Source organism: Caballeronia eucalypticola (assembly GCF_047608185.1).
Taxonomy (GTDB): domain Bacteria; phylum Pseudomonadota; class Gammaproteobacteria; order Burkholderiales; family Burkholderiaceae; genus Caballeronia.
On the sequence record NZ_JBLKRU010000021.1, the window covers coordinates 90,139 to 109,051 of the forward strand.

General features: G+C 60.1%; 18 protein-coding genes. 12 read left to right on the forward strand and 6 right to left on the reverse strand.

The annotated features are described in order from the left end of the window. Positions 1–228 precede the first annotated feature (228 nt). The 5 genes from gshA to ptsP all read left to right on the forward strand — a co-directional run bounded on the left by gshA (position 229) and on the right by ptsP (position 5,896). Entirely contained in the window at positions 229–1,518 is a 1,290-nt protein-coding gene (gene gshA / locus ACMX25_RS23305; RefSeq protein ID WP_414952415.1) for a glutamate--cysteine ligase, read from the forward strand. A gap of 151 nt (positions 1,519–1,669) precedes the next feature. After that, complete coding sequence (gene gshB / locus ACMX25_RS23310) at positions 1,670–2,629, forward strand: glutathione synthase (RefSeq protein ID WP_414952416.1); 960 nt, start codon at positions 1,670–1,672, stop codon at positions 2,627–2,629. A gap of 357 nt (positions 2,630–2,986) precedes the next feature. Then, positions 2,987–3,502, forward strand: coding sequence for a PTS sugar transporter subunit IIA (locus ACMX25_RS23315; protein ID WP_414952417.1), 516 nt, complete (start codon positions 2,987–2,989; stop codon positions 3,500–3,502). A 129-nt stretch (positions 3,503–3,631) separates the two neighbouring features. Beyond that, the gene (locus tag ACMX25_RS23320) at positions 3,632–3,901 is read left to right on the forward strand and encodes an HPr family phosphocarrier protein (RefSeq protein WP_414952418.1); all 270 of its coding nucleotides are present in this window, start codon (positions 3,632–3,634) and stop codon (positions 3,899–3,901) included. Positions 3,902–4,135: 234 nt separating this feature from the next. Beyond that, positions 4,136–5,896 carry a phosphoenolpyruvate--protein phosphotransferase gene (gene ptsP / locus ACMX25_RS23325; RefSeq protein ID WP_414952419.1) on the forward strand — a complete coding sequence of 587 codons (1,761 nt, stop codon included), beginning with the start codon at positions 4,136–4,138 and terminating at the stop codon, positions 5,894–5,896. On the opposite strand, the gene ACMX25_RS23330 is transcribed toward ptsP, so the two are convergent. The 4 genes from ACMX25_RS23330 to gpmA form a co-directional block, all read right to left on the reverse strand. Beyond that, on the reverse strand, positions 5,884–7,125 hold the full coding sequence (locus tag ACMX25_RS23330) for an autotransporter strand-loop-strand O-heptosyltransferase (RefSeq protein WP_414952420.1): 1,242 nt from the start codon (positions 7,123–7,125) through the stop codon (positions 5,884–5,886). The two genes, ptsP and ACMX25_RS23330, sit on opposite strands and share 13 nt — an antisense overlap. 149 nt (positions 7,126–7,274) lie before the next feature. Next, on the reverse strand, positions 7,275–8,033 hold the full coding sequence (locus ACMX25_RS23335) for a HesA/MoeB/ThiF family protein (RefSeq protein WP_414952421.1): 759 nt from the start codon (positions 8,031–8,033) through the stop codon (positions 7,275–7,277). Positions 8,034–8,373: 340 nt separating this feature from the next. Then, on the reverse strand, positions 8,374–9,987 hold the full coding sequence (locus ACMX25_RS23340) for a S41 family peptidase (RefSeq protein ID WP_414952422.1): 1,614 nt from the start codon (positions 9,985–9,987) through the stop codon (positions 8,374–8,376). A 563-nt stretch (positions 9,988–10,550) separates the two neighbouring features. Then, positions 10,551–11,297, reverse strand: coding sequence for a 2,3-diphosphoglycerate-dependent phosphoglycerate mutase (gpmA, locus tag ACMX25_RS23345; protein ID WP_414952423.1), 747 nt, complete (start codon positions 11,295–11,297; stop codon positions 10,551–10,553). A gap of 204 nt (positions 11,298–11,501) precedes the next feature. Between gpmA and ACMX25_RS23350 the strand changes: the two genes are divergently transcribed. The 4 genes from ACMX25_RS23350 (at position 11,502) to ACMX25_RS23365 (ending at position 13,813) form a co-directional block, all read left to right on the forward strand. Continuing rightward, complete coding sequence (locus ACMX25_RS23350) at positions 11,502–11,927, forward strand: rhodanese-like domain-containing protein (protein WP_414952424.1); 426 nt, start codon at positions 11,502–11,504, stop codon at positions 11,925–11,927. Further along, positions 11,924–12,184: a glutaredoxin 3 gene (gene grxC / locus ACMX25_RS23355; RefSeq protein ID WP_404604060.1), complete on the forward strand. Its 261-nt coding sequence runs from the start codon at positions 11,924–11,926 to the stop codon at positions 12,182–12,184. The genes ACMX25_RS23350 and grxC overlap by 4 nt, the downstream gene beginning before the upstream one ends. A 132-nt stretch (positions 12,185–12,316) precedes the next feature. Then, entirely contained in the window at positions 12,317–12,790 is a 474-nt protein-coding gene (secB, locus tag ACMX25_RS23360) for a protein-export chaperone SecB (protein ID WP_414952425.1), read from the forward strand. A 24-nt stretch (positions 12,791–12,814) separates the two neighbouring features. Continuing rightward, on the forward strand, positions 12,815–13,813 hold the full coding sequence (locus ACMX25_RS23365; protein WP_414952426.1) for an NAD(P)H-dependent glycerol-3-phosphate dehydrogenase: 999 nt from the start codon (positions 12,815–12,817) through the stop codon (positions 13,811–13,813). Positions 13,814–13,844: 31 nt separating this feature from the next. On the opposite strand, the gene trmL is transcribed toward ACMX25_RS23365, so the two are convergent. Both trmL and ACMX25_RS23375 read right to left on the reverse strand, forming a co-directional pair. Further along, positions 13,845–14,315 carry a tRNA (uridine(34)/cytosine(34)/5-carboxymethylaminomethyluridine(34)-2'-O)-methyltransferase TrmL gene (gene trmL, locus ACMX25_RS23370; protein WP_414952427.1) on the reverse strand — a complete coding sequence of 157 codons (471 nt, stop codon included), beginning with the start codon at positions 14,313–14,315 and terminating at the stop codon, positions 13,845–13,847. A gap of 21 nt (positions 14,316–14,336) precedes the next feature. Further along, positions 14,337–15,140, reverse strand: coding sequence for a ComF family protein (locus ACMX25_RS23375; protein ID WP_414952428.1), 804 nt, complete (start codon positions 15,138–15,140; stop codon positions 14,337–14,339). Positions 15,141–15,308: 168 nt separating this feature from the next. Between ACMX25_RS23375 and ACMX25_RS23380 the strand changes: the two genes are divergently transcribed. The 3 genes from ACMX25_RS23380 to coxB all read left to right on the forward strand — a co-directional run bounded on the left by ACMX25_RS23380 (position 15,309) and on the right by coxB (position 18,872). Next, on the forward strand, positions 15,309–16,280 hold the full coding sequence (locus ACMX25_RS23380; RefSeq protein ID WP_414952429.1) for a methyltransferase domain-containing protein: 972 nt from the start codon (positions 15,309–15,311) through the stop codon (positions 16,278–16,280). 283 nt (positions 16,281–16,563) lie between these two features. Beyond that, a complete protein-coding gene (locus ACMX25_RS23385) occupies positions 16,564–17,040 on the forward strand; it encodes a DUF2244 domain-containing protein (protein ID WP_299702502.1) in 477 nt (158 codons plus the stop codon). Between the two features lie 173 nt (positions 17,041–17,213). Beyond that, positions 17,214–18,872, forward strand: a complete 1,659-nt coding sequence (coxB, locus tag ACMX25_RS23390) for a cytochrome c oxidase subunit II (protein WP_414952430.1) — start codon at positions 17,214–17,216, stop codon at positions 18,870–18,872. Positions 18,873–18,913: the final 41 nt, after the last annotated feature.

Genomic DNA, 18,913 nt, shown 5'->3' on the forward strand with positions numbered 1-18,913 from the left:
TGCGCAGGCTTTAAGCACGACTCCGAGACAAGCGCAGCGATTTTGCCCGCCCACTGACCGGCGGGCATTTTTTTGTTCCGATTTTGTACGAGGTAACGGTTTCCGGCAGGCAGGATTGATGCAAGCAGCGGCACGAACCGTGCGAATAGGCTTGGGAAAAGGGAGTTCATACCCAAATACGTGAGGCGTTTGCTCTACAATCTTTCCTCTTAAGTCCGCGAGTCATCAATGGTTCCGCACCTCGTTACGGCTTTAAACGGCCCCTTGCTCGATCTCGAGCGGAAGATACTCGACGCGACGCCGTCCATCGAACGCTGGTTCCGGCTGGAGTGGCAAGAGCACACTCCGCCGTTCTACTGCTCGGTAGACTTGCGCAACGCCGGTTTCAAGCTCGCTCCCGTCGATACCAACCTGTTCCCCGGCGGCTTCAACAACCTGCCGGTGGAAGTGCTGCCGCTCGCCGTCCAGGCCGCGATGGCGTCGATCGAAAAGATCTGTCCCGACGCAAAAAACCTGCTCGTGATCCCCGAGCGTCATACACGCAACGCGTTTTATCTCGAGAACGTTGCGCGGCTCGCGACCATCATGCGTCAGGCCGGGTTGAATATTCGCTTCGGCACGCTCGATGAAAATATTCACGGACCTGTCACTATCGCGCTGGCCGACGGGCAGAAGATCGTCCTGGAACCGCTTGAACGCACGCCGCGCCGGCTGGGCCTGAAAAACTTCGATCCCTGCTCGATCCTGCTGAACAACGACTTGTCCGGCGGCATCCCGCCGGTGCTGGAAAATCTCCACGAGCAATACTTGCTGCCGCCGCTGCATGCAGGCTGGGCCGTGCGCCGCAAGTCGAATCACTTTGCGTGTTATGACGACGTCGCGAAGAAGTTTTCGAAGCTTGTCGAGATCGATCCGTGGATGATCAACCCCTATTTCGCGCACGTGGAAGGCGTGGATTACGAGGCGCGGACCGGCGAGGAAGCGCTGGCGGATGCTATCGATGGCGTGTTGAAGAAGATCGCGAAGAAATATCGGGAGTACGGAATCAGCGAGAAGCCGTATGTCGTGATCAAAGCCGATGCCGGCACCTACGGCAAAGGTGTCATGACGGTGCACGACGCGTGCGAAGTCGCGGCGCTGACCAAACGTGAACGCGTGAAGATGAACGACGCGAAGGACGGTCTCGAAGTCCACGACGTGATCGTCCAGGAAGGCGTGCATACGTTCGAGCGCGTGGAAAACGCGGTCGCCGAGCCGGTGGTTTATATGATCGACCGGTATGTGGTCGGCGGGTTTTATCGTGTGCACGATTCGCGCAACCGCGACCAGAACCTCAACGCGCCGGGCATGCATTTCGTGCCGCTCGGCTTCGAACACACGGCCTTGCCCGACGCCCACGCGAAGCCGGGCGCCGCGCCGCCGAACCGCTTCTATATGTATGGCGTGGTGGCAAGGCTGGGGTTGCTCGCGGCATCGGTGGAACTGGAAAAGACCGATCCCGAAGCCATTCAGGTCTAAGCTTCAACCCATCACGACGGCCGCACGAAGTTGCGGCCGTTTTGCACTTCAGGCGCGAACCTGCGCGACGTGTTAAAAATCGCGTATTGCAGACTGCGGTCTGCCGCCACCTCTTGAATCAATCAAGGCCGAACGGCCGCTCTGGACGCTTATGGACATCCTTTTTATCGCCGATCCGCTCGATCATTTCAAGATCTACAAAGACACGACCTACGCGATGATGGCCGAAGCCGCGCGTCGCGGACACACGATCTACGCGTGCGAGCCGCAGCATCTGGCGTGGGTTGACGGCAAGGTCGAAGGGACGGTTCAGCGCATAACCATCGTCGGCGACGAAGCGGATTCGGCGCGCTCGCCGTGGCACGAAGCCGCCGCGCCGGAGATCCTCGACCTCAAGCATTTCGGCGCTGTCCTGATGCGCAAAGACCCGCCGTTCGACATGGAATACGTGACGTCCACGTGGCTTTTGGAACTGGCGGAGCGCACCGGCGCACGCATCTTCAACAAGCCAAGCGCGATCCGCGATCACTCAGAAAAGTTGGCGATTGGCGAATGGCCGGAGTTCGTCGTGCCCACGCTGGTGACACGCGATGCCGCGCGCCTGCGCGCTTTCCATGCCGAACACGGCGACGTGATCCTGAAGCCGCTCGACGGCATGGGCGGCATGGGCGTGTTTCGCGTGAAGGCTGATGGCATGAACCTCGGCACGATCGTGGAAATGCTTAGCGACAACGGCGCGCGCAGCGTCATGGCGCAGAAGTTCATCCCGCAAATCACCGATGGCGACAAACGTATCCTGCTGATCGGCGGCCAACCCGTGCCGTATTCGCTTGCCCGGATTCCGCAAGGCAACGAGGTGCGCGGCAATCTGGCTGCCGGCGGTTTGGGCGTCGCGCAACCGCTCACCGAGAACGATCGCAAGATTGCGGAAACGCTGGGTCAGACGCTTTTCAATCGCGGCTTGCTGCTGGTTGGACTCGATGCCATCGGTGACTATCTGACCGAAGTGAACGTGACCAGCCCGACGTGCTTCCGCGAAATCATGGACCAGACAGGTTTCGATGTCGCCGGCATGTTCATCGATGCGTTGGAACGAGCGGCTGCAGCCTAGCAACAGGCTTCGCTCTCAAGCGGGAAACGGGAAAATTAGAGGGGGCTGTCGAAGAGGCAGCCCGGCTGTTGATTTCTCCCAGACTGTTACAATCTCCCGCTCATGAGATTCGTTTCGTGGCGCGATCCGGCCCCGAAATTGAAGTGGAAACTTGCTGCAGCGCAAAACGCTGCGCATTGCGTGCAAAATCCGACTAAGCTTACGTATAGACGCTTGTTGACCGTTTTGCACCCGGATCGATGTTGCAGTCGCGTTTTGCAATGTTTGCGCAGTATTTGGCGCCGCAATCGCATATATAACAGCAGGTTCCCACGATTTCCGACGTATCTCGTCGTTTTTGGGGCAGCACACTCTGACATGGCTGGCATTCTAATCATTGCTCACGCTCCGTTCGCTTCGGCGTTACGTGAGTGCATTACCCACATTTACGGCGGTTTGCCCGCGCGCATTGGTGTGATCGATGTGAAGCCGGATTGCGATCCCGTGGAAGTTCGGGCGTTTGCGCGCTCCGAAATCGACCGTCTGAAGGAAGAGAACGGTGCGATCGTCCTGACCGACGTATTCGGCGCAACGCCTGCGAATATCGCGCAAAGCCTGGCAAGCACCAGCGTTCGCGTACTTGCCGGCGTCAATCTGCCCATGCTGGTCCGCGCTGTCTGCTACAGGACCACGCCGCTCGACACGCTGGCTGAAAAATCGCTGCAAGGGGGATCGAAGGGCATTCAGGAACTCGATGCCTCGACGCCCGCCAATCCCTGCGCAATGGCCAGCGCCGCAGCCGCAGCGGCCGCTGCCGTGAGTAGTTGCGCTGCAGGCGTTGCCGCGACCAGTTGCATGCCGGCCAAGATACCGGCCAAGGCGGAAGCTCACTGAGTCAGCAGGTGGCGTTGATGCCCATTTGCCGGCTTGCTGGCAGCATACTGGCCGCACGTTAAAAGTCCGTTGGAAAAGAAATGACCCGGCTGCATCGCGTCAGCCATCTCACTTAGCGCCCGGAGCATCATGCTGCAACAGGAAACAACTATCGTGAACAAGCTGGGGCTGCACGCGCGTGCTTCAGCCAAGCTCACACAAATGGCAGGAAACTTTCAATGCGAGATCTGGATGAGCCGCAACGGCCGCCGGATCAACGCGAAAAGCATCATGGGCGTCATGATGCTTGCGGCGGGAATTGGCAGCACGGTGACCATAGAAACCGAAGGCTCCGATGAAGCCGAAGCCATGAAGGCCATCCTTGCGCTTATCGCAGATAAATTTGGCGAAGGACAATGACCTTGTCCTGCCTGCAGCACTCAGAAAAAGCCGCGCATCGACGCGGTTTTTTTGTGTCCGCAGACTGGACGACGGGTGACATAGGGCGCAATAAACTGCGTCGTTTTGTGACAGAAACTTGCTGCAGCGCGAAGGGTGTCAAATCGCGTTCGAATTTATAATGGTGCGCGGACTCGCATCGCCAGCCGGTGATCGACAAAACCGTGAGACACCCATAACTAGAGAGAGGTGCGCGTGTCGTTCACGCTGCATGGAATTCCCGTTTCGCGTGGTATCGCTATCGGCCGCGCGTATCTGATCGCGGCGGCTGCACTCGATGTCGACCACTATCTGGTTGAACCGGATCGCATCGACAGTGAAATTGAACGCTTTCACGCAGCGCAGGCGCAGGTGCACGCGGAGCTGGACGCTCTGCGCGACGACCTGGCTGCGGATGCGCCCAGCGAGATGGGCGCGTTTATCAACGTCCATTCCATGATCCTGAACGACGCCATGCTCGTTCACGAAACCATCGATCTCGTGCGTACGCGCCGTTACAACGTGGAGTGGGCGCTGACCGAACAGCTTGAAATCCTGAGCCGCCATTTCGACGATATCGAAGACGAATATCTGCGTGAGCGTAAGGCTGATATTCAGCAAGTCGTGGAGCGCGTTCTCAAAGCGCTGGCCGGCGCACCGTCCACCGCTACGCTCGTCGTCGATGGCGCGGCCACCAACGGCCACAACGACATGATCGTGGTCGCTCATGACATCGCGCCCGCCGACATGCTGCAGTTCAAGACCCAGGCGTTCAAGGGATTCGTGACGGACCTCGGCGGCCGCACCTCCCACACGGCTATTGTGGCTCGCAGCCTCGGCATTCCCGCGTCGGTCGGCGTGCAGCAGGCGAGCGCGTTGATCCGGCAGAACGACTTGATCATCGTGGATGGGGATCACGGCATTGTGATCGTCGATCCGGCGCCGATCGTGCTGGAAGAGTATTCGTACCGGCAGAGCGAGAAGGTGCTTGAGCAGCGCAAGCTGCAGCGCCTCAAGTTCTCGCCGACGCAAACGTTGGACGGCACGAAGATCGACTTGTGCGCGAACATCGAATTACCCGACGACGCCAAGACCGCGCTCGACGCGGGCGCAATGGGCGTAGGCCTGTTCCGCAGCGAGTTCCTGTTCATGAACCACAAGGACGAGTTGCCGGAAGAGGAGGAGCAATTCGCGGCCTACCGGCGTGCAATCGAGCTGATGAAGGGCCGGCCAGTGACCATTCGCACGATCGATGTGGGCGCGGACAAGCCGCTTGAGTCCATGAGTGGCGGCGACGGTTACGAGACCGCGCAGAACCCGGCACTTGGCTTGCGAGCGATCCGCTGGAGCTTGTCCGAGCCGCAGATGTTCATGACGCAATTGCGGGCGATCTTGCGGGCATCGGCGTTCGGCCGGGCGAAGATCCTGATCCCCATGCTCGCCCACGCACAGGAAATCGACCAGACGCTCGACCTGATTCACGAAGCGAAGCGTCAACTTGACGACGCGGGGATCGACTACGATCGCAACATCCAGATCGGCGCGATGATCGAGATTCCGGCGGCCGCGATTGCCGTGCGGCTGTTCCTGAAGCGGCTGGATTTCCTGTCGATTGGCACCAACGACCTGATCCAATACACGCTTGCCATCGATCGCGCCGATAACGCCGTCGCGCATCTTTACGATCCCTTGCATCCCGCGGTGTTGCACTTGATCGCGTTCACGTTGCGTGAAGCGAAAGCGGCGGGCGTCCCGGTTTCCGTCTGTGGCGAAATGGCCGGCGATCCTTCCGTGACGCGCTTGCTGCTCGGCATGGGGCTCACCGAGTTTTCGATGCACCCAAGCCAGTTGCTCGTGGTCAAGCAAGAGATCCTGCGGGCGGATCTGAAGGCGTTGCAAAAGCCGGTCGCGGACGTGCTCGCCGCGTATGAACCCGCGGAGTTGCTCGCGTCGCTGGCCGTGCTTCAGAAGGCCTGAGCCTGAGTTTGAGTTTGTATAAGGCTGCGCTCGGCGATGAGTTTATCGACGTCGCGCATCACGAACTCAGGGGTGATCACCGCCGTGCATTGGAACGGTTGCGACTTGTCGAAGCGGCGGGGGCACCAGGCGAAATTCTGGGCATCGAACTCGGTGGTCGTGTCGTTGAAGCAGCTATTGCAGCCGTGGAAATTGATCACGCGATACGGCGTGCGGAACTCGGTCGATGGATGCGAGAAGCCGCTGATCATGACCACGGGCGTACCGGCTGCCCATGCGAGCCACGATAGTCCGCTCCCCAATCCGATAAAGAAATCTGCGTGATGCAACAGGCTCATGCGTTCCTGCAACGGCCGGTTGCCGGTGAAATCCTCGGCGCCTTCCGGCATCAGGTTCATGTATTCCGCGTTGCCGTATTGCTTGTCGCGGTCAATGCACAACACTCTATAACCCAGCGTTTTCAAATGCTCGATCAGCGTCGGCCAGCCGCGCGGATTGTTCCAGTACTTGCATTGCGCGGTGGATTGCGTCGCGATGCATACATAACGTTCGGCAATCGTGCGCGTCTTGTTTTCTATCACCACATTCGGCCGGCGTTCCTCGCAAGGCACGCCCAGCAGATACGCGATCATGTCCTGCATGTTGCTCACGCGCGGATCGGTGGGCTGGTGATCGCGTTCAGAGAATGGTTTCAGCAGACCAAGGTAATACGTCGCGTAGTACGTACCGTTCTGGCGGTCCGGTTCAACCTCGGTCGCGATGTTCAGGTCCGGATAACCATCGCGGAAAAGCGGCTGCAAATGCGCTGGCAAAGGCAGGGAAACCTCGCAGTCATGTTGCTTGCGGAATGCATCGATAACCGGCACCCACGCGAGCGAATCGCCCAGCGCCAGCGCGTGCATGCGTAGCAAAACCTTCTTGCCGGTTGCGTTGTACGAATGGGAAAACACGAGCCGCGAGCCGTCGAATACTTCAAGCAGGAAGCGCACGAAGTACTTGCGTCGGCTCGTGATCACGGCGTTCGCTTCCACCGCTTCATCCAAGAGGACGTTGAATGTATCGAGATCGGTCATGCGGACACGCCAGCCGTCGACCGGCACTTGTACGCGGCAACCGTAGTTGAAGTCGTAGAGGATGCCTTCCGGACCGCTCAGGGCGAGTGCGTCGGGCCGCGCGAATTCGGTTTCAATCCGGCCGCGTTGGGTGCTGGGGTGTGCTGTCTCGCTCACGTGTTGCTCCAGTAGCGTTGATAAGTGATGCGACCACGATAAGTCGGCCGAACCCTCAGGCAAATTGGAGAACTCTTAAATTTGAGACGGCGGCGCCAATAGACGTTTGCTTGGCAAGTGAAGGGGCGATGTCCGTTCCCGTGGCCAAACTATTCCTGTGCGTGCGTTCCACAAACCGGGCAGGTCGCCTGTCGCGTAATGCGCATCGTGTTCCATTCCATGCGCAACGAATCGAGCATCATCAGGCGGCCTTGCAGCGTCGTACCGAAACCGCCAATCACGCGTAACGCCTCGGCCGCCTGCATCGCGCCGATGATGCCAACCGTTGGCGAGAAGACACCCATCGTCGAGCACGCGACTTCCTCGAACGCTTCGTCCGGCGGGAACACGCAGGCGTAGCAGGGCGATTCGGCGGAGCGAAAGTCGAAGGTGCTGATCTGGCCATCGAAGCGCAGCGCGGCGCCTGATACGAGCGGCACGCCGTGGGCAAAACAGGCGGCGTTGATGGCGTGGCGAGTGGCGAAGTTGTCGGTGCAATCGAGTACGACGGTGGCCTTCGGGACGTTTGCGTCGAGCCACGCGGCATCGGCGCGAACGGCGGCCGTGGTGACCTTTACGCCGGGGTTGAGCGCCGCGAGCGTAGCGCGGGCAGAATCCACCTTTGGTTCACCAACCGATGCACTGGTGTGCAGGATCTGGCGCTGGAGATTGGTGAGGTCGACGGTATCGGCATCGACCAGCGTGATCTCGCCCACACCGGCTGCGGCCAGGTACATCGCAGCCGGAGATCCGAGACCACCCGCACCAATGATGATGGCGTGTGCATCGAGGAAGCGCTGTTGCGCTTCAATGCCGATTTCATCGACGAGGATATGCCGGGAATAACGGAGAAGCTGATCGTCGTTCATCGAGCGCTCAAGTAGGCTACGACCGGAACGCCTGGCAGCAGAAAGCAGGCGTGCGATCGCGTGAAATTGCCATTTTAAGCGCGTGTCGAGGAGAGTTGGCGTTAGCGCTTGATCAGCGCGTACTTCGGCACTGCGGCATTGCGGGTCCCATGGAGGGCGTTTACTCCCGGTTCCAATGCAATCACGGTATGCCGGGGTGAAGCTGAGGGGCAGAGGGAAAACTGGCGCGACACTCAGGGTGTGCCGGAAGAGACTGATGCGGATTCTTTAGTGCTTGCAGCTTGCTGTTGAGAATCGGTTGGCGCGGAAAAGCCCGCGCCAACCGAAACCTGGACAAAACTTACTGTGCAGCCGAAGCGGCGGCCGGTGCGGATGCCGGCGCCGGCGTAGCGTTTGCACCCGGTGCGCCCGACGCAGGCGTTGCATCTGCCCCTGGCGTAGCCGGCAACGCTGGCTTGACGACGATAGGAGCCGAAGCCGATGGAGCCGGCTTATCCTGCGCCAGTTTCCGTTCGGAATAAGACTTCGATTCCTGAACCGGCTTGCCTTCAAGCTTGTTCAGCGCTTGCGTGAGCATGAAGTCGTCAGCGGTGCCGAAGTCAACGGGCTTACGCTCGCGATCCTTGCGGCGCTGCTCCGGCGTCTTTTTGTCGTTCTGTTCTTCAAGAATCCGCAGTTGCTCGAGCCGGTCCGCTTCGCGCGCTTCCTGTTCCTTCTTCTCGTTCGGATCCTGCGTATTGGCCAAGTGGTTCGAATAATCCACTTCGCGCGTGACGAGCGCGTCGTCCGGATCACCTTCAGCGTATTGATCGACCGGAACGTCCGGGCGGATGCCCTTGTTCTGGATCGACCGGCCGCTCGGCGTGTAGTAATACGCCGTGGTCAGGCGCAGCGCGGTGTCAGCGGTCATCGGCCGGACGGTTTGCACCGAACCCTTGCCGAACGTGGTCTTGCCGACAATCAATGCGCGATGATGATCCTGCAGCGCACCCGCGACAATCTCGGAAGCCGACGCCGAGTACGCATTGGTCAACACGACCATGGGCACCTTCTTGAAGATTTCCGGGAGGTTCTTCAGCGGATCGGAGTCGAAGGAAGGCAGGCGATAGTTGTCGTAGGTGTCGCGGAAGGTTTGCTTCGCGTCCGCAATTTGTCCGTTCGTCGACACCACCACCGCGTTGTCTGGCAGGAATGCGCCGGCTACGCCGACCGCGCTCTGCAGCAAACCACCGCCGTTGTTACGCAGATCAAGCACGAGGCCCTTCAGGTCTGGCTGCTGGCGCGCGAGATCCTGCAGCTTTGCAGCGAGATCCGGTACGGTACGTTCCTGGAAGCTTGTGATCCGGATGTAGCCGTAACCTGGCGCCGGAACCTTCATCTTCACGCTCTGCACGCGGATGATTGCGCGCGTAACCGTGACAGGGAAAGTCCGGTCGTCGGTCTTGCGGAAAATGGTCAGCGTGACCTTGGTGCCCGGATCGCCGCGCATTTGCTTGACGGCGTTATCCAGCGTCATGCCGCGTACCGGCTTGTCATTGATGCGCGTGATCAGGTCGCCCGGACGAATGCCGGCGTGAAACGCCGGCGTATCTTCAATAGGCGAAATCACCTTGATCAAGCCATCTTCCGACGAAATCTCGATACCAAGGCCCGCGAAGCGACCTTTGGTCTGCTCCTGAAGCTCTTCGTAATCAGTTTTGTCGAGATAGGACGAATGCGGATCTAGGCTCGACACCATGCCTTTGATGGCCGCGGTGAGAAGCTTTTTATCGTCGACCGGCTCGACGTATTCATGCTTGATTTGCCCGAATACTTCGGCAAACAACCGCAATTGATCGAGCGGGAGAGGCGCGGTGGCGGCTTGCTGGGCAGATGCAGAGAGTTGCAGCGTTGCAAATGCGCCGGTAGCAAGGCCCGCGGCGATCAGGCCGATGTTTTTCAGGTTCTTTCGCATAGAGTCTGTTGCGGTCGGAAGCGGATTAGGCTGCGTCGTGGTTGACTGCGCAGTATAACTGCAAGCCTCGGACCACGACTTAAACGCAGCTTAAAGGGCTTCGCCGGGAAATGGATGGGCGGGATTCTTTTAATGTGCGGCGGTTTCCAAACCGTTATATGGCCGCAAAAGTCGGGCCCGGTTTAAAGGTGACCCGCAAAGCATGAGATCGCATACCCTTTTTTCATGCGTTTGTACGATAAATGCCTGTGAGCCGGCGGAATGGCGAATCCGCGCACTTGCCCGGATGCTGATTAATCTGGACGTGCCGGCCGAAAGCGCGAAGGCGCAGGTTGCCGTCGCCATAAGCCACGCCGCGGGGCGGGGTGCATAAATCACGTGTGGCGCATTCGAGCCAACACGCGACCTCGCGCGGCCGATCTCTGTGCGATACATCCGGAGACCACCACGAGCGACGTGCACAGCGAAAAAAACATTGGACGCTGTTTCAAGCCCGCGGTCACGGGCGCGAGATCAAAGCACCCGCGACCGCCGGCCATTTTCGAAACAACAGAACAACAGCCTTAGCCCGCCTTCCCTTGTTTCGCCACTGCCGCCTGCGCCTTGGCAATCGCTTCCGGGTCGCCGAGATAATAGTGCTTGATCGGCTTCAGGTTTTCGTCAAGTTCATACACGAGCGGCACGCCGTTCGGGACGTTCAGCCCGACGATGTCGTCGTCGGAAATGCCGTCCAGGTACTTGATCAGCGCGCGCATGGAATTGCCGTGTGCCGCAATCAGCACCCGCTTGCCCGATTTGATAGCCGGCGCGATGGACTCGTTCCAGATGGGCATGACGCGGGCGACCGTGTCCTTCAGGCATTCGGTCAGCGGCAACTGTTCACGCGGCACTTTTGCGTAACGCGGGTCGTTGAACGCCGTGCGTTCGTCGGAAGGATCGAGCGCAGGCGGCGGCGTGTCGTAGCTCCTGCGCCAGATCAGCACTTGCTCGTCGCCGTATTTCTTCGCGGTCTCAGCCTTGTTCAGGCCGGAGAGGGCGCCATAATGCCGCTCGTTCAGCCGCCACGAATGGACCACGGGCAAGTACATTTCGTCCATCTGGTCCTGCACGTGCCAGAGCGTGCGGATCGCGCGCTTGAGCACCGATGTGTAGGCCAGGTCAAAGCTGAAGCCCGCTTCCTTCAGCAGCAGCCCCGCCTGTTGCGCCTCGCGGGTGCCTTGTTCTGTCAGGTCGACGTCGACCCAGCCTGTGAATCGGTTTTCCTTGTTCCACGTGGATTCGCCGTGGCGGATGAGCACTAGCTTGTACATGATGTCCGTTGAGAGGTCGGTTAGTTAGTTAGGAAGCGGCAAAAAAGCAGGAAACTGGCATCGATTCTGTGCGGCAACGCGTTCTGACGCAACTCAGCCGATCGGCCGAGTCCATCGCGGAGGACGGTTATTTTATAATGGCCGGATTGTCCCGATTTTTTTCGACCTTTCATTTTTCCACAATCCCAATCCGGCGGTCCCGACGTGAAGTTTTTCACCGATTACACCAACCTTGTTCTTATCGCCGTCGCCCTCATTTCTGGTGGGTTGCTGCTTTGGCCGACGATTGTCCGGCGTGGCCGCGGAGGGGTTTCCGCGCCCGAGGCTATTCAACTGATCAACCGGCGCAACGCCTCCGTGATCGACGTGCGGCCGGCCGCCGAGTATTCGAAGGGGCATCTGCCGGCGGCGCGAAACTTCGAAATTTCGGAGCTTCAAGCAAAAATTGGCCAAATCGCGAAGAATAAGAGCAATCCGGTCTTGCTCGTATGTCAGACCGGCCAACAGTCCCAGAAGGCGAGCCAGATCGTGAGCAATGCCGGTTACGCCGAGGTCCACGTATTGCAAGGCGGGCTGGATGCCTGGCAAAAAGCCGGCATGCCGGTCGTGAAACAAGGAGCGGTAAAGTGAATAAAGTGATCATGTACAGCACGCAGGTGTGCCCGTATTGCCAGATGGCCGAACGTCTACTAAAGTCGCGCGGCGTGGAAAACGTCGAGAAGGTGCTGATCGACCGAGATCCGGCCCGGCGTGAAGAAATGATGACGCGCACGGGCCGCCGTACGGTGCCGCAAGTGTTCATTGGCGAGACGCACGTTGGCGGTTACGACGATCTGTCCGCGCTCGATCGCAAAGGCGGCCTGGTGCCGCTGCTCGCAGCCGCCTGAACAAGCAGCGGATCATCGGGCCGGGCGCGTCGGCCTGTATGCATTCGCTGCGCAATTAAGCTGCCCGTGGTTTTAGCCGGAAAAAACCGGAAAAACCACGAGCGGCACATTAAATAATCAAGGGAATCAACCATGTCTGACGACAACAACCAGCCGTTCTTCAACATCCAGCGCATCTACTTGAAGGACATGTCGCTTGAGCAGCCCAATTCGCCGGGCATTTTCCTCGAGCAGGAAATGCCGTCGGTTGAGGTGGAAGTGGACGTGAAGGCCGAGCGCTTGGCGGAAAGCGTGTTCGAAGTGCTGGTCACGGGCACGGTGACCGCGAAGGTCGCGGACAAGGTCGCGTTCCTGATCGAAGCCAAGCAAGCCGGTATTTTCGATATCCGCAACATTCCCGCTGATCAAGTTGATCCACTGGTCGGCATTGCGTGCCCGACCATCTTGTTCCCGTATTTGCGCTCGAACATTGCCGACGCCATCACCCGCGCCGGTTTCCCGCCGATTCACCTCGCCGAGATCAATTTCCAGGCGCTGTACGAACAACGTATTTCGCAGTTGTCGGCAGCTCAGGAAGGCGTGGCCAACGGCGCGACGCTGAACTAAATCCCGCATATTCCGGAGCCGGGCATGCAAGTAGCCGTTCTCGGCGCCGGTGCGTGGGGCACCGCGCTGGCTGGTCATCTGGCCACTCGCCACCCCACGGTGCTCTGGGCGCGCGATCGTGCGCTCATCGAGTCCTTGTCACATTCGCACGAAAACGAGCGTTACCTGCGCGGCATCACGCTGCCCGCAGCGCTTCAGTACGACCCCAATCTCGCTTCAGCACTGGCCCACGGCGCCGCCGAAGATGCCCTGTGCGTGGTTGCCGCTCCGGTAGCCGGGTTGCGTGCGTTATGCCGCAGCATGCGCGAACTCGGCATTGTTCCTGCGCATATCGTCTGGTTGTGCAAGGGTTTTGAAGCCGACACACAATGTCTGCCGAACGAGGTGGTTGCGGCCGAACTGCCGGAGCAAGCGAGCAACGGCACCCTTTCCGGGCCGAGCTTCGCGCGTGAAGTTGGGGAAGGTTTGCCTGTGGCGCTGACGATTGCGAGTGCATCGGCCACGCTGGGCGAGCGGACCGTTGCCGCGTTTCATCACGGTGCGATGCGCATTTACACCGGCGACGATGTAATTGGCGTTGAAGTGGGCGGCGCGGTGAAAAACGTGTTGGCCATTGCAACCGGCATTGCCGATGGACTCGGCCTGGGCCTGAACGCCCGGGCCGCGCTGATTACGCGCGGACTCGCCGAAATGTCGCGGCTCGGTGTCGCGCTTGGCGGCCGTGCGGAAACCTTCACGGGCCTGACCGGGATCGGCGACCTAATTCTCACCGCAACGGGTGACCTGTCGCGCAATCGCACGGTCGGCATGCAGTTGGCAACAGGCCGTTCGCTTACCGACATTCTCGCCGCGCTCGGTCATGTGGCCGAGGGTGTGCGCTGCGCGCGTGCCGTGCTGGCGCTGGCGGAGTCTCGCGGCATCGAAATGCCTATTACGCACGCGGTGTGTCGCGTGTTATTCGAAAACGTCGCCCCGCGCGACGCGGTTCACGCGCTGTTGAGCCGGGACGCAAAAGCGGAGTGAGGGTTCTCGTGGGCGCGGGGAAAGTCGAGAACTATTCGCCGCCCTCGAACCCTGTCTGACGCCACGCTTCGAACGTCACGATTGCCACCGTATTCGATAAATTCAAACTCCTGTTCCCGGGCCGCATCGGCAAACGCACGCGCCGCTCGTTCGTGAACTGCCCAAGCACTGAGTCCGACAAGCCCCGGGTTTCGGCACCGAAGACAAACCAGTCACCCGCTTTGAATGCACGCCCGAAAAATGGCGTTGAGCCGCGCGTGGTGAAGGCGAACATGCGGCTGGCGTCGGGGACTTCCTTTGCGAGAAAAGCGTCCCAGTTCGCATGGACATGCATCTGCGCGTACTCGTGATAGTCGAGTCCGGCGCGACGCATCTTGGCGTCGTCGAGAGGAAAACCGAGCGGTTCGATCAAATGCAGGCGCGCGCCGGTATTGGCGCACAGCCGGATCACGTTGCCGGTATTCGGCGGGATTTCAGGTTCGACCAGTACGACATTGAACATAAGCGATATAAACCCGTGGAATTAGTCTTGCGGCGTGCGCAGCGCGACGAAGTTGGTAACACGCCGCGCGCCGGCGGCTTTCAGCGTAAACGCCAGCGCGTCGAGCGTGGCGCCTGAGGTCATCACGTCGTCGACAATTGCCACGTGCTGGCCGCGTATGTCACGCAACACTGTGAACGCACTGCCGACGTTTTTGCGTCGTGTATTGAGATCAAGCTTTGCTTGCGGCGCCGTATCTCTCGTGCGCCCGATCAGCGTTGCGTCAGCCAACGAGCCGAGCCGGCGCGCAAGCGGCTTTCCGATCGACCACGCCTGGTTGTAACCGCGCGTCCTCAGGCGCCGTGGCGACAGCGGCACGGGTGCGACGACATCGGGCGTCGCCGCGTCTGTGCTCTCGAACGCCGCTTGCAACTGGCGCGCGAACTCGTCGGCCATTGCCAGCCGCGCGTGGAACTTGAGATCGAGCGCGAGTGTATCGAGCGGCGCATGATAGTCGGCCAGCGCAATAGTCGCGTCGAAATGCGGGGGCTCCGCAATGCACCGCCTGCAAGGCAAATAGGCGCCATTTTTAACGCCGGCGGATGCAGCCGGGCCCGCCGCGAGAACCGGCACGGGTAATGCACAAACCGGGCACCGTGTGCGCGCCTGATTCCAATACTGTTCATCGCAACCGGCACACAACACTTTCTGCGACAAATTGCCACACAATGCGCACTGACTGGGCAACGCGATGTCGCGCATCTGGCCGATCCGCCGCAGCGCCATGGCAGAAGCCTCGCGCAGCGAGCCTGGAGCGCGCCATACGACACCAAAGCATAGCTTCATACGTTCGATCCAAAGAATGCCCGGCAGCGCAAAAATCCGCCCTGAGTGAGCACGGGATCAGCCCACGAGCGCATTGGAGAACCGCGGGAAACCGTTGTGCTGCCTGGTTTGGCTGAACGTCTCAGGAATCGACCGAGTATACTTCGCACTCTTAGAAAGTAGGTTGTCATGTCCCCAACTCCTGCCAATGCTGGCCGTCTGGCCTACGATTCGCGCCAATTGCAGCGAATTTTCGACCGTCGGGCCGCAACGTTCGATGACGTTGCATTCCTGCCGCGCGAGATCGCGCAGCGCATGCGCGAGCGCCTCGACTACATCAAGGTAACCCCGGTGCGCGTGCTCGACGCGGGCTGCGGCATGGGCGCAGACCTGCCGGGCCTGCGCGAGCGTTTCGCAGATGCGTCGGTGCTCGGCATGGATTTGTCGGCAGCCATGTTGGCCCGGGCGAACCAGGCCGAGATGGCCGAATCTGAAGCCAACGCCGGCTGGCGGCGGTTTCTTCCGGCCACGCTGGGCAAGGCATTCGGCGCGCGCGGCCCGCAACTGGCGCAGGGCGATTTTGCCCACCTGCCTTTTGTTGCAAGTGCGTTCGAGATGCTCTGGTCGAACCTCGCGCTGCACTGGAATGCGCGCCCTGACCTCGTATTTCCCGAATGGGCACGTGTGCTCAAGGTGAACGGCCTGCTGATGTTCAGCACGCTCGGTCCCGACACATTGAAAGAGCTCAGCGGCGCATACGCGCAGGCGGAAAAATCACTGGGTCTGACGCCGCAGCGCCACACTATCGAATTCGTCGATATGCACGATCTCGGCGACATGCTCGTCGAGAGCGGTTTCGAGATTCCGGTGATGGATCAGGAGGTGCTGACGATCACGTACAAGTCGCCGGAATCGTTGCTGAAGGACGTCCGCCGATGGGGTGCTTATCCGCGTGACGTTGCGCCGCAAAAGCAGGCTCGGGCGTTGCGTGACGCGCTTCACACGGCGCTTGAAGCGCGTCGCCGCGAAGACGGCACGATCCCGCTGACCTTCGAAGTGATCTACGGGCACGCATGGAAGGCGGTGCCGCGAATGACGGCGGAAGGGCACGGTATTGTGAGGCTGGAAGATATAGGACGAGGCTCAAAACGGAGCAAGTAAACCGGTCAAAAAGGCCGTTCCCACCCCTCGAATACACGCGTTGACAAGCATCCAAAAGGATGCGGCAAAAGGGCGCAGAGGCTTGTGCGGCTTGGCTTTGCGGCGTGCACCACCTTGCTTGTGGATGCTGGGCAACGCGCCTATAATGCGTCAGTTTGTCGCCGGGCTGGCATGATTTTGGGCGCATTCCGAGTAGTTGGCGCTGGCCCAATAGGTGAGCAATAGATAGGCAATACACGCAACACGCAGCGCGGGTGAGACAAATCTGACGCGGGAGACGGCGATGCAAGCAACTGATCTGCCGATGGACACCGAACCGGTCGTAAAGGACTGGTTGATCAAGCGGAACTGTTCTGTCTCGCCGCGGCAATTTGTGGCCTTCTATGTGTCGCTGGCGCTGTTCTCGTTGCTGATCGCGAGTTTGCTGGTGTGGGCGGGCGCTTGGCTGGTGCTGCCTTTTACGGGTATCGAATTGCTGGCGGTCGGTATCGCGTTCGTCATTTATGCGCGGCATGCTGTCGACTATGAACGGATTCTGCTGTTTCACGATCGGCTGTTGATCGAGCGCATGGATGCGGAAACGCTCACGCAGATGGAGTTCAATCCGCGCTGGGTGAGAGTCGAGCCGGGAGCAACGCCGAGAGATCCGGTGAAGCTGGTGTCGCGGGGGGAGTCGGTGCCGGTCGGGATACATCTGGCGCAGCATCGTCGCAAGCAGTTCGCCGTCGAGTTGCGCATGTGGCTGAGACGTTGCAACTGACGGCCTGAAAATCGGCCACCCGCGATGTCCGGGTCGCAGCGCCCGGTTTGAAGAGAAGAAGCAGTGAAGTTCGTAGCAAGCGGCACACGCATCGACACGCGCCGCCGAGTAGATCGTTTCCAGGGGAGGCGATGCATGAGTCGGACGGGTGCATACGGGGGTCGAGGGTCTGAATGGAAATTTTGGGTAAGGAAGCTATGAAAACAATCAAGCGAGCCCTCTCGGGCGTGCTGGCGTTAAGCGGACTCCTGTTCGCCGGCGCAGCCCTGGCGGTCAACGACAGTCCTGGCGGTCCTGCAGTTAACGAACTTAACTTCCAGACGCCGGTGACGAAGATCGCCGAAGAGCTCTACAGCCTCCATACGTTCATGCTGATCATCTGTACGGTGATTTTCCTCGGCGTGTTCGGCGTGATGTTCTATTCGGTCCTGATGCATCGGAAGTCGAAAGGACACAAGGCTTCGAATTTCCACGAAAGCACCACCGTCGAAATCATCTGGACGATTGTTCCGTTCGTGATCGTCGTGCTGATGGCGCTGCCGGCCACGAAGGCCGTCGTCGCGATGAAGGACACCACTAACGCCGACCTGACCGTGAAGGTCACCGGCTATCAGTGGAAGTGGGGTTACGACTACGTGAAGGGGCAGGGCGAAGGCATCAACTTCCTGTCCACGCTTTCTACCCCGCGTAGCGAAACGAACGGCCAGGCGCCCATTTCCGAGCTGTATCTGCAAGAAGTCGACAACCCGCTCGTGGTTCCGGTCGACAAGAAAATCCGCATCATCACCACCGCTAATGACGTCGTCCACTCGTGGTACGTCCCGGCATTCGGCGTGAAGCAGGATGCGATCCCCGGCTTCGTGCGTGACACGTGGTTCAAGGCCGAGAAGACCGGCACGTTCCGCGGCTTCTGTACCGAGTTGTGCGGCAAGGAACACGCGTACATGCCGGTCGTGGTCGAAGTGTTGTCCGCTGAGGACTACACGGCATGGGTCGATGGCCAGAAGAAGAAAATGGCCGCCAGCGCGGACGATCCGAACAAGACTTACACCATGGACGAACTGAAGGCGCGCGGCGCGCAGGTCTATTCGTCGAATTGCGCGGTCTGTCACCAGCCGACCGGCAAGGGCGCAGGCCAGTTTCCGGCGCTCGACGGCAGCAAGATCGCCAATGGCCCGATCGCGGACCACGTGAGCATTGTGCTGAAAGGCAAGGGCGCAATGCCGAACTGGGGCGCGACATTGAACAACGTCGAGATCGCTTCGGTGATCACGTACGAACGCAATACCTGGGGCAATCACACCGGCGACATCCTGCAACCCCTTCAAGTTGCCGATGCACGTAATGGCAAGATGCCGGCGGGTGGCGACCATCTCGCGGGTGCAGGTGCTGCAGCAGCTTCGGATACGGCGGCGAGCGGCGCGGCAGCGGGTTCGGATGCGGCAAGTGCAGCTCCGGCGGCATCTGCTGCGCCGGCAGCGGCATCGGACGCATCGGCTCCGGCGGCAACCGCCGCTTCGTTGCCGGCGAGCGTCTATTTTGAGACGGGCAAGAATGCTTTGCCCGCCGATGCCGCCAGCGCAGTCCAGACAGCAGCTGATTACGCGAAGGCGCATCCGGACGCTAAGCTAACGCTGTCGGGCTTCACCGACGCAACCGGCTCTGCCGCGAAGAACGCCGAACTGGCGAAGACGCGCGCGCAGGCCGTTCGCGATGCGCTGAAGGCCGCGGGCGTAGCGGAAGACCGCATCATTTTGAAGAAGCCGGAAACGATCACGGGCGGTGCTGACCCGAGAGAAGCACGGCGCGTTGAGATCAGTCCGGCTGCCTGACGGTCGTACCCAAACGGCCAGCTTCCTTCTGAAAGGAAGCT

What these genes read in the sequence shown, in the direction of transcription:
- gshA (WP_414952415.1), top strand. Translation starts at nt 229, where the DNA reads ATGGTTCCGCACCTCGTTACGGCTTTAAACGGCCCCTTGCTCGATCTC.
- gshB (WP_414952416.1), top strand. Translation starts at nt 1,670, where the DNA reads ATGGACATCCTTTTTATCGCCGATCCGCTCGATCATTTCAAGATCTAC.
- ACMX25_RS23315 (WP_414952417.1), top strand. Translation starts at nt 2,987, where the DNA reads ATGGCTGGCATTCTAATCATTGCTCACGCTCCGTTCGCTTCGGCGTTA.
- ACMX25_RS23320 (WP_414952418.1), top strand. Translation starts at nt 3,632, where the DNA reads ATGCTGCAACAGGAAACAACTATCGTGAACAAGCTGGGGCTGCACGCG.
- ACMX25_RS23335 (WP_414952421.1), bottom strand. Translation starts at nt 8,033, where the DNA reads ATGAACGACGATCAGCTTCTCCGTTATTCCCGGCATATCCTCGTCGAT.
- ACMX25_RS23340 (WP_414952422.1), bottom strand. Translation starts at nt 9,987, where the DNA reads ATGCGAAAGAACCTGAAAAACATCGGCCTGATCGCCGCGGGCCTTGCT.
- gpmA (WP_414952423.1), bottom strand. Translation starts at nt 11,297, where the DNA reads ATGTACAAGCTAGTGCTCATCCGCCACGGCGAATCCACGTGGAACAAG.
- secB (WP_414952425.1), top strand. Translation starts at nt 12,317, where the DNA reads ATGTCTGACGACAACAACCAGCCGTTCTTCAACATCCAGCGCATCTAC.
- ACMX25_RS23365 (WP_414952426.1), top strand. Translation starts at nt 12,815, where the DNA reads ATGCAAGTAGCCGTTCTCGGCGCCGGTGCGTGGGGCACCGCGCTGGCT.
- trmL (WP_414952427.1), bottom strand. Translation starts at nt 14,315, where the DNA reads ATGTTCAATGTCGTACTGGTCGAACCTGAAATCCCGCCGAATACCGGC.
- ACMX25_RS23375 (WP_414952428.1), bottom strand. Translation starts at nt 15,140, where the DNA reads ATGAAGCTATGCTTTGGTGTCGTATGGCGCGCTCCAGGCTCGCTGCGC.
- ACMX25_RS23380 (WP_414952429.1), top strand. Translation starts at nt 15,309, where the DNA reads ATGTCCCCAACTCCTGCCAATGCTGGCCGTCTGGCCTACGATTCGCGC.
- ACMX25_RS23385 (WP_299702502.1), top strand. Translation starts at nt 16,564, where the DNA reads ATGCAAGCAACTGATCTGCCGATGGACACCGAACCGGTCGTAAAGGAC.
- coxB (WP_414952430.1), top strand. Translation starts at nt 17,214, where the DNA reads ATGGAAATTTTGGGTAAGGAAGCTATGAAAACAATCAAGCGAGCCCTC.